The organism is Coleofasciculus sp. C1-SOL-03 (assembly GCF_040220555.1).
GTDB lineage: Bacteria > Cyanobacteriota > Cyanobacteriia > Cyanobacteriales > Coleofasciculaceae > Coleofasciculus.
Genome location: NZ_JAVJUO010000068.1, coordinates 1 through 9,882, shown reverse-complemented (window position 1 = coordinate 9,882; position 9,882 = coordinate 1). Strand labels below are relative to the sequence as shown.

The window sequence follows — 9,882 nt, the reverse complement described above, 5'->3', positions numbered from 1 at the left end:
CAGAAGTTTTGCAGTTTTTCCGAACTAGGAAAACATTCGGAAGTGCGTACCATCTAGAAACTCATGCGGTAGACAACTGTTACTGGAACCTGATTCTTCCAAGCTCACGGTTCAACGAAGTAACCGTGAGTAGTTGACTCTCTGTGCGATCGCCAGAACATTTCTGCCCAATTGGTGACTACAGGTAATCTAACCTAAGACAACAGGAACGTCAACTCCTTATCATATCGTTGATTGGAGTCATCGCCAGGAATCAGGCGATCACGAAAACCCTGGATTTATTTTGCCTCGGTTGATGGGGGAGGGGTGAGTTAATCGCTGATTCTGTTTGGGGTCAAGAGTTACCGGATCGCGATCGCAGTGGGGGATGTTTTTGGCGATGTAACGGTACAATTCTCTAACTCGAAAGTAAGCCCGAACCACTGATTCCTCTGAAGGGTTCACTTATTTTTCTGAGTTTCCGTCCCCGTGAAGGGGAAGTTGTATGAAATACCAAGCAGAGTACATGAACCTGCCATCAGAAGAGGCGGAAAGGTTTCCGTCCCCGTGAAGGGGAAGTTGTATGAAACCCTATCGATTTGAAACCCTTACTAGGCAAGGCTTAGAGATAGGCAAATCTGGGGGGTCTAAAATTACCCCGAATACTTGACACTTATTTTCAGTGACATCCTCCCGCACCAAATCAAAGATTATGGTGCAGGCTTCCCCAAATCACTTTGAGGATTTCCTGGTTACTCCCTTACGGGATTTCAACACTTGGATGGTTTTGGCTTTCACCAATCCCCGGTAGATCGTCTGCACAGGCAGTTTCCATTCCCGATAGTCCATCGGTACTAATTGATTCTATCCCTCGGTTTCTGATGACTTGACCACTGGCAACATCCCTATCGGTTTTATAGCCACAGTGAGGGCACTCATGCACCCGAATACTCAGGTCTTTTTTGACCTCACCCTTACACTCAGGACACTCCTGGGAAGTCCCTCTAGCATCAACAACAGCAAAGAATTTCCCACGCTTCCAACACACATATTGAGTGATGGTGCGAAATTGACCAAAACCGCCATCCAACATCTGTTTCCCAAGGAACCCTCTCTTCGGTGATCCGGTAATCCAGGTCTTCCATAAAAACCATATCACCCGTGTCGCAAAGGGCGTGAGCTTGCTTAAAATGGAAATCCTTTCTAGTGTTGTCAATGTAGTGGTGAAGTCGAGCTACTTTGATCCTGGCTTTTTCGTAATTTTTAGACCGCTTTGTTTTCCTGGACAGCCTACGTTGCAACAATTTCAGCTTGCTTTGTAGTGTCTTGAAAAACTTAGGCGGTTTGACAATAGTACCCTCGCTGGTAGCCAGAAATTTATCCAGTCCCACGTCTATCCCAATTGGATGTCCATGAGGCTTAGGAGCAGGAACGCTAACATCACATTGAATATTGATAGATGCATACCATCGGTCGGCTTTCCGAATGATTCGTACTTGCTTAACCGTGAACCCAGATGGAATGGGTCGGTGCAGGTTGATAGGAATTGCCCCAAGTTTGGGTAGCTTCATAAGCAAATCGGCTACAGGGTTTTCCTTAAACTGAGGAAACAGTAGCGATTTAAACTGCCCCACCTTTTTAAATCGGGGAAAGCCAAACCCACGAGACTTAAAGTAATCCCAGGCTCTATGCAATTGCTTAATCGCTTGCTGAAGGACTTGGGAGGGAACCTCTTTTAACTTGGGGAATTCCTTCTTAGCTTTAGGCAAGTTGTTAAGCTGTTGAACCTCGCCAGGAAACTTAGCATCGGCTGGAATGATGTACTCTTTCTCTAGAGAGCATCTATCAATCAAGCATTTACGACTATTGCACCAATCCTTTATCTCCCCCAATGCATAGTTATATGCACGACGACCGATTTCCATCCACTCAATTAACCGTTCCTCTTGAGTGACATCTGGATAGATTCGGTAGCGATAGTTAAATGTCAGCATACCCTGTATTATACAGCATTTACTGGCTAGTCTTGTACTGTTAACTGTTAATTTAGGTAACGTTGAGTCACCTAAATTAACTTGGGGGAGTTGTGTATCCCAACGCTGACCCTGAGCGGAGTCGAAGGGTACAGCGTGGGTCTTACAACTCCCCCAAACCCCCCTGTTAAGATAACTTATCTGCCCTCTGCCCTCTGCCCTCTGCCTTCTGCCTTAAAAAAGCCCTCTGCCCTCTGCCCTCTGCCTTCTGCCTTAAAAAAGCCTTCTGCCTTCTGCCTTAAAAAAGCCTTCTGCCTTCTGCCCTCTGCCCTCTGCCTTCTAGATGGAAACCACCACTTCCACCCAGGGAGTAGACTGGGAACCATAAAGAACAGGGAATCACTAACTCAGTTCGCCGTGAAAAACAGTCCCACCCTCACCCAAAACCATGAAATCGCCCTCGCCATCGTTCAAAAAGCCGTCCGGATTTTGGCAACCTGGACGAATTCACCCCTGGAATTGACCGATGTCACCCTTCCAGAACTCCCTCAAATCGCGGTCACGCAAGCCATTAACCTGTTGGACTGGCAAGAATCCCAAACCCCGAAACCCTTGCGAGTTCTGTTTGACCAGGTACAACTAACCCAGTGTCCCCTAAGGAAATATTACTGGAATGCCGTTGCGATCGCGGATACTAATCCCCCGATTCCTTATCCTCAACCGCAACCACCAGAGATGGGGGAAATACAGGACGCCATTCGCCAGGTTCTCACTCATCTCACCCCCTCAGACTGGCAAAACCTCTCCTTATTGACGCTAATTTTAGAGAAATTTGCCTCCCATCTAAGTTTGGGTCAAGAAGATGTGGCATTAATTGACTTAACTCGCGCCACGGCTGCTATCGCTGTCGCCTTAGCGAATACCTCCGCTACCGGGAAACTGATGCTAATCGCCGGAGACTTATCCGGAATTCAAAAGTTTATCTATACCATCTCCAGTGATGGCGCATTAAAATCCTTACGGGCGCGGAGTTTTTACCTGGAATTGGTAACCGAAGAAGTCGTCCAACAACTCCTAGACACCCTAGAATTACCGCGCACAACGATTATCTATGCAGGCGGCGGGAATCTCTACCTTATCGCCGCTTCAACACCGGAAAATTGTCGCCGGATGCAACACGTTCAGCAGCAGATGAATCAATGGTTATTTCACCATTTCCAAGGAAACATCTTCCTCGCCTTGGCTAGTCAGGAATTTGACCCCCAAGCCGTGAAAACTGCCGAATTTGCCCAATCTTGGTCAACCGTCACTCAAAAATTAGCCCAACAAAAATCCCGGAAATTTGCCCAGAGTCTGTCCGCCCTGATGCAACCCCGTCCGGCTTATGACCCTTGTCGGGTATGTCATCGAGATGATGTAGACACCCTCCACCCCCTCAACCCCCATGAACCCGATTCCGTCTTAGCCTGCGATACCTGTCGCCAGATGTTTAAATTGGGGGGCGAGTTGTTCCATCTAGCTGCGATTATCCGTTCCCATCGCCCAGATAAGGGGGAATCGCCATCTGCCAATAAGTCTAATTCCCAGCCGCTTCTCTCCTTCCAGTTACCCGCAACCGAGGAACGGGAAGCCGTGACCATTGACTATCGATTGTACCCAAACTGGCAAAACTGGAAACAGATTGACCCCAATTTAGACACCGTATTTCTGGTCAACGACTGGACAATTGACCATTATAGTTTCCGCCATTATCGGAATGCAGTTCCCCTACTCTTAGGAAACTACGGACAGCAGACGCAAAAAGAAGGCGAATCTGGGTTTATGTCCGCCGCCGAACTGGCAGATATTGCCCCAGGAATTCAACGAGTCGGTTATTTGCAGATGGATGTAGACCGATTGGGACAAATTTTTGCCCGGGGGCTGGGGGAGAAGCAAACTTTAGCGCGAGTGGCGGGATTGTCGCGATTAATCAGTTATTTCTTTAAGGTGTATCTGAATAGTTTAGCCCAGTCTCGCCAGGAGAACTTTCTCAGTCTTCGGGACAAGGTTCCTGTCTTAGCCAACGCCCAAGCCTTGAGTGAAACTCCGCGCCAGAATCTATTATTTATTTATGCGGGTGGTGATGATGTGTTTATCAGTGGCACTTGGAATGAAGTCGTCGAATTTGGCTTTGATGTGTACCAATGTTTCCGCGCCTATACCGGACACCATCCCGATATTACCTTATCCGGGGGAATTAGTCTGGCGGGGGCAAAGTTTCCCCTCTATCAAGCCGCTAAGACAGCGAAAAAGGCGGAGGAAGCCGCGAAAGGAAATGGGCGGCGCAGTTTAGGTTTATTTGATCAGGTGTTTAAATGGGAAGAATGGTTAGGGCGAGGGAATTTAGCGGAACTTGATCCGGAGGTGAGGGAGTATTTGCAGCCGGAAACGCAGCCGCCGCTATGGGGAGTTTTTCCTTTGGTTTACTGGTTAAATCAACATTTAGATCAGTATTATTCCCGCCGTTTTGTCCGTCACCTGTTAATTACCGCCGAACTCCAAGAACACATGATCAAAGAAATGAAAGACCAGCCAGAGAAACAGCAGTGGGATACTCGCTATTTCTTACATCTTCCTAAAATTGCCTATACCTTAGCCCGATTACCTCAATCGGTTCTCAATCAGCCAACTTTTCAGCCGATACGTGTCTCGTTAAAGAGTCCTTATAACGCCCCTTATTTCCGGGCGATAGCAACGTGGATTGAGGCGTTAAATCGAGACAAAGGCAGAAGTCCGAAGGCAGAGGGCAGAAGGCGATGAGGAACATAATGTAGCTGCTTTGAGAAAGCTTGTTAACTGGTTAGTTATTTCTGCACTGCTGCACTAGACTCCAGCAAAAATGACCCATAATGAAGACTATGATGTTACATTTAACCCGTGACTGTTTGCTGATTTTTGAAGCATTTCACCCTCATCCCCTACGCCCTTTCCCACCCCCCTCGTTCCCCCCTGCGAGGAGGGATGACAAAGGATGCTTCGCTTTTGTTTCATGGGAGAAGGGGGAAAGGATGCAGCAGATAACGCCTTTAAAAGGATTGTTGATTGTTCCAATATTATTTCTGTTTTGCTACCTTTTAACTCTCTGATTGTTCCCTTTTTTCTTCCCTCTTACTCCCCTCTCCCCAGAGTGGGAGAGGGGCTGGGGGTGAGGGGTTTATCGCTTAATTTGACAAGGGCGCAAGCCTTGCGCCCCTACATTTTCCTGCTACCTTACTTAAACTAATCACTATGAACCAACCGCCCAAAAGACCCGAACGACACAAAAAAATAGAATCTTCAACTGCCATTCAGAAATCCTCTGGCGTCAAGACTGATATCAGTCCAGACCAGGAAATGATTCAAACCATCCGCCACCTGAAAAACGGACTGCGAGACTATGAAATTCGCCAACTGGTTACTCAGGCGGAAAACCTGGGAAATTATCTAGTCAGCCAAGGGTTAAAAACCAATCAAATTCGCAAATTCTTGGATGCGGTTAATCGCTTAAAAGTCAAACTCTCGCAAGATGAACAGGAAAAATTTACAACCATCGAAGATGAAGTTGTCCTACTTAAACCCAAACTCGCTTATGCCGCCGCCCGTCAGCAAAGTCGCCATAAAAGCCCCGTTCAACCCCTGGCTGATGTTATCGCTGTCGCTATTGACCATGTATATGATACCCCAGATTTTCATCGCTTAGTTCAACTCATTGAATCGATTATTGCCTATCACAAAGCTGCTGGAGGACGAGATAATTAATCATGCTGCAACCTAGACCCTTAATTGGTAAATTCCGCTTAGAAAGTACCCTGGTGGTTAAAACAGGACTCCACATCGGTGGAGGGGGAGAAAACCTGGATATTGGCGGCTTAGATAAGCCAGTGGTTCGTGACCCCCTGACTCAGTTCCCTTATCTTCCCGGTTCCTCAATTAAAGGAAAACTGCGCTCAATTTTAGAACGGTTCTATAATAAACCTCTGAATCGGGCAGGGAGTCGGGATACTTATCGCTATGAAAGTGATGATTGGGTTGATGGCTATAGCCAGGTAGACAGTGGTGACCCGATTGCTTATCAAGGGGCGAGAACCTGTCCGATTAGTCGCTTATTTGGGTCTACAGGTGGGTCTAATTTTTGGGTGGAAAGTAATTTGAGGCGACAGGAAGACTTAGAGGCGGTTGAAAGCCAGGGAAGAATAGTGACTCGCGAGATTGATGGGGTGGAATATACCCAGGTTAAACGGGGTCGAAATCATCCCGCCCGGTTGATGATTCGGGATTCTCATTTACAAGAGGAATCGGCGAAGAAACTCCAGCGGGTTGATACCCGATTATACATGACCGAGTGGAAATTTGAAAACGGGATTGACCGCGTTACGGCTGCTGCAAATCCCCGCCAAATTGAACGGGTTCCGGCAGATTCTCGGTTTGAGTTTGAGTTGGTTTATACGGTGGAAGATGTCCAGCAAGGGGTGGAGGATTTACAGAATATTGCCGTGGCTTTGTCTATTCTAGAAGATGATGCCTTGGGCGGACATGGGTCTCGTGGCTATGGCAAGGTGGAGTTTTGTAACTTTCGCTGTTTTTGGCGGAATTTAAGTCAATATCGTCGAGTAACGACGGATGAGACGATTAATTTCCGGTCGCCGTTTTTGGAGTTTGAGGATACTTTGGCGTTGTTGAGAGGGTTTGGTCAACTTTCTGGTCAAATTCAGGGAGAATTACCTGAATAAACGCAGTAGGGGCACCATCCTTGCGCCCACCAAAACAATAAGGTCAACAACTGGTGCGTTACGCTTCGCTAACGCACCCGAAGATTGGATTAATTTTTACTTGCTACTATGAGTCTTTGGAAGTTAGTACGACTGAATTTTGGACGCCACCCAGTACATTTTGGTGAGGTGGGAATTGGTATGGAAGAAACGGCGGAACGGGTGCGTTCAGATACGTTATTTAGTGCTTGGATTACGGCGTATGTCCGTTTATTTGGTACAGATGCAGTGGAGGATTTGTTGGCAGAGTTTCGGGCATCTCCTCCGGTGCGAATGAGTTCCACGTTTATTTATCAGCAATGGGGGGAAAGGATAATTTATTATTTGCCTCGTCCCTTCATTCCGCCTCAGAATTATCCCACAGGGGATGATTTAGGATTTGCGAAGGCGTACAAAAAGCTAGAGTATTTACCTCTAAAAATTTGGCAACGTTGGTATCAAGGGCAAGGGTTTACAGAAGGCGATCGCCTGGAGTTGGAGGAGACGGCGAATTCCCGACGGGGAGGGGTTCAGGGGGAGTTACATGAGGCGAGAACGTTTGAATATGGGAAAACCTATCAGAAGCAAACATTGCCGAAAGTGGCGATAGACCGTCTCACTCAGGCTACTAATTTTTATCATACGGGGTTGGTTACGTTTGAACAAGCGCCTCATCATTCAGGGTTGTATTTTTTGCTCAATTTTAGTCAAGAAAATCCAGAGTTAGAGAATCGTTTATATGCAGCGCTTCAGTTATTGGCGGAAACCGGAATTGGCGGGGAACGTTCCAGCGGTGCGGGACTGTTTCAGGTGGACGGTTGGTCGGATTTACCCCCAGATTGGCAGCAGGTGGTGAGTTTTCAGGGAGGCAACTATTATTGTTTAATGAGTTTGTTTTGGCAGGGGAGTTTTGCGTCGGAGTTAAGGCATGAATTGGAGAATCGTGCCTACTACGAAGTCCGGGAACGGGGCGGTTGGATTGGGTCTCCCTTTTCTGGACAGCAATTGCGGCGTCAAAATGTAAAAATGTTTATAGAAGGGTCGGTTTTTCCCTTTGTTCCTGATGGAGAGTTGGCAGATGTAACGCCTGCTAGGTTTAAGTCTCATCAGGTTTATCGGAATGGGATTGGGTTGAGTTTGCCAATTAAGGAAAAAGGAAAAAGGTAAAGGTTATGTTAATTTTGGAACTGTTGCTGGTGGGGAGAGAGGACGCGAGTTTTTATTTCGGTCAATTGAATCTGAAACTGTCTCCTCGATTAAATTGCCGATGGATAGTCGTAGGTTTCACCAGTTTAGATCCCCCTAAATCCCCCTTCAAAAGGGGGACTTTGAAAGGAAAGTTCACCGACTACCGATTTAGGAGGAAAACTTTGAGCCGTTTGTTTATTATTCCCCCCTTTTTAAGGGGGGCTAGGGGGGATCTCTTCATAATGCTTGAACCCTTCAGCCCTCCTACAATTTTATTTTGCCCTCTACCTTAATTGAATATCATGACCCATTCTAATGCCTCAGCTTTAACTATCTTCAATACCTACAAAACCCAGAGTTATGAATCGAAAACGATTGAACTGAGAAGTCCTATCTTACATATTGGATCAGAAGTCTCTCAACTGAATCCCTTTGAATATGTACAAGTGGGGACAACTATTTATCTCCCGAATCCAGAAGCCTTGGCGCAAGCGTTGCTGAAACAGGGGGGACGGTTTCTGCAAGATTATATGGCGACGATTGAAAATCAAGACAGTATTGCATCTTTAATTCAAGTCGCTTTTGGTGATACTTGGCAAGAGAAATTAAAGCAACTTTCTGATGTGCGTCCCCTGTGGACTCAGGAGGAAGGACAAAGGATTTCTATGCTGCGCCCGATGATTCGCAATGGCATGGGACAATTATATATTCCTGGTTCCTCAATAAAAGGGGCAATCCGAACCGCGATCGCGAATTGTTTTCTGAGTCGTATTCCCCCAACAGAGGGCATTAGCGCGATTGAGTCGGAGTTACGCAAGCGATTGAGTCAGGGGGGGTTGGGGAATAAGCAGCAACAGAAGTTTGTGGATAATCCGTTGTTTATGGATAATTGGTTTGGCGATTATTCGTTGCAGCATCAGGGGAAAGAGTACAATCCTAAATCTATCCAAAATACGGATATTTTACGGGCGGTTAAGGTGTCGGATACGTCGCCTTTGGTGAAGCATACGCGCAAGAATAAGCGGGGGAAAAAGGTTGGTTTTAATTCTCCAGTTGTGGCGGAGGTGATTGTGTCTAGTCATTTTCCAGACTGGCTGGCTAAGTATAAAGCGCCTCTGTATGTAGAGATGGTGCGAAATGTCCGCACGGAGTTTACGATTACGTTGGATCAGGAGATGCTGTCTTGGTTTCGCCATCGTCAGGGAATAGAGATTCCTTTTAGTACGATTGATGATTTACTACAGATTTGTCAGGAGTTTGCCCAACAGCAGTGGGATAAACAGGTTGAGTATTGGCAAAACCTGCGAAATAATCGCCATCGGGAGAAGTCGTTGAATTTTGATTTGGTTTGGGACAATTTCTATGCGAAACCGGATTGTCCGTATACGTTGCGATTAGGCTGGGGAAGTGGGTTATTTGGGACAACGATTAATCATGTATTTGCACCAGACGTACAGCAACAAATTCGGGATACTTGTGGAATTGCTGCACCGAATTTTGAAGCGCCCAAGTCTCGGCGAACGGTGGTGAATTCTCAAGGGGATATTCGGTATGTTCCAGGATGGGTGAATTTGAAAGTGAGGGGGTGAGGGGAAATTATATAACTTACTTTTTTATTCAGGTGATAGTGGTGAAGCTGTTGGCAATTTGGATAAACCTAACCCCCCAGCCCCCTTCCCTGCAAGGGAAGGGGGAGTTTGAAAGGGAAAAGAGAGTTTTTATGGGAAAAGAGAGTTTGTAAGGGAAGGGGGAGTTTCTATAGGAAAAGGGAGTTTGTAAGTCCCGCTAACGAAAATATATTCTGCTTCCCTCCCCTCGCAGGGGAGGGTTAGGGAGCTCACAAGGGTAGGTTTTTAAGATGGGGGTCTAGGCAAGACTTAGAAGACAGGTAGACCAGTAGACAAGGAAGAGTGAGAACGAAAAATAGGGCGTTTCGGCTTTTAGAAGTGAGTTTGACCGAACCGAATTCTGTACGG

Annotated in this window: 9 protein-coding genes and 1 pseudogene; 5 read left to right on the top strand and 5 right to left on the bottom strand. The window is 46.7% G+C overall.

Annotated elements, in window-relative coordinates:
• Positions 1–261: 261 nt before the first annotated feature.
• The 5 genes and pseudogenes from RIE73_RS10875 to RIE73_RS10855 form a co-directional block, all read right to left on the bottom strand.
• Positions 262–444, bottom strand: coding sequence for a hypothetical protein (locus RIE73_RS10875; RefSeq protein WP_446401205.1), 183 nt, complete (start codon positions 442–444; stop codon positions 262–264).
• Positions 445–739: 295 nt separating this feature from the next.
• The gene (locus tag RIE73_RS10870) at positions 740–922 is read right to left on the bottom strand and encodes a hypothetical protein (RefSeq protein WP_446401206.1); all 183 of its coding nucleotides are present in this window, start codon (positions 920–922) and stop codon (positions 740–742) included.
• Positions 923–931: 9 nt separating this feature from the next.
• Positions 932–1,027 (bottom strand): annotated as a pseudogene (locus RIE73_RS10865) (hypothetical protein); the annotation flags it as partial.
• Positions 990–1,973 (bottom strand): RNA-guided endonuclease InsQ/TnpB family protein, encoded by a 984-nt coding sequence (locus RIE73_RS10860; protein WP_446401204.1) that lies wholly within the window; start codon positions 1,971–1,973, stop codon positions 990–992. The gene RIE73_RS10860 and the pseudogene RIE73_RS10865, both read right to left, overlap by 38 nt.
• 176 nt (positions 1,974–2,149) lie before the next feature.
• Entirely contained in the window at positions 2,150–2,338 is a 189-nt protein-coding gene (locus RIE73_RS10855) for a hypothetical protein (protein WP_446401203.1), read from the bottom strand.
• Positions 2,339–2,369: 31 nt separating this feature from the next.
• Between RIE73_RS10855 and cas10 the strand changes: the two genes are divergently transcribed.
• The 5 genes from cas10 (at position 2,370) to csm5 (ending at position 9,495) form a co-directional block, all read left to right on the top strand.
• Positions 2,370–4,751: a type III-A CRISPR-associated protein Cas10/Csm1 gene (cas10, locus tag RIE73_RS10850; protein ID WP_446401202.1), complete on the top strand. Its 2,382-nt coding sequence runs from the start codon at positions 2,370–2,372 to the stop codon at positions 4,749–4,751.
• A 468-nt stretch (positions 4,752–5,219) separates the two neighbouring features.
• Positions 5,220–5,729, top strand: coding sequence for a type III-A CRISPR-associated protein Csm2 (gene csm2, locus RIE73_RS10845; RefSeq protein WP_446401201.1), 510 nt, complete (start codon positions 5,220–5,222; stop codon positions 5,727–5,729).
• A 2-nt stretch (positions 5,730–5,731) separates the two neighbouring features.
• Positions 5,732–6,700 (top strand): type III-A CRISPR-associated RAMP protein Csm3, encoded by a 969-nt coding sequence (gene csm3 / locus RIE73_RS10840; protein ID WP_446401200.1) that lies wholly within the window; start codon positions 5,732–5,734, stop codon positions 6,698–6,700.
• A 108-nt stretch (positions 6,701–6,808) separates the two neighbouring features.
• Complete coding sequence (csm4, locus tag RIE73_RS10835) at positions 6,809–7,885, top strand: type III-A CRISPR-associated RAMP protein Csm4 (protein WP_446401199.1); 1,077 nt, start codon at positions 6,809–6,811, stop codon at positions 7,883–7,885.
• A gap of 323 nt (positions 7,886–8,208) precedes the next feature.
• Positions 8,209–9,495 (top strand): type III-A CRISPR-associated RAMP protein Csm5, encoded by a 1,287-nt coding sequence (gene csm5, locus RIE73_RS10830; protein ID WP_446401198.1) that lies wholly within the window; start codon positions 8,209–8,211, stop codon positions 9,493–9,495.
• Positions 9,496–9,882 lie beyond the last annotated feature (387 nt).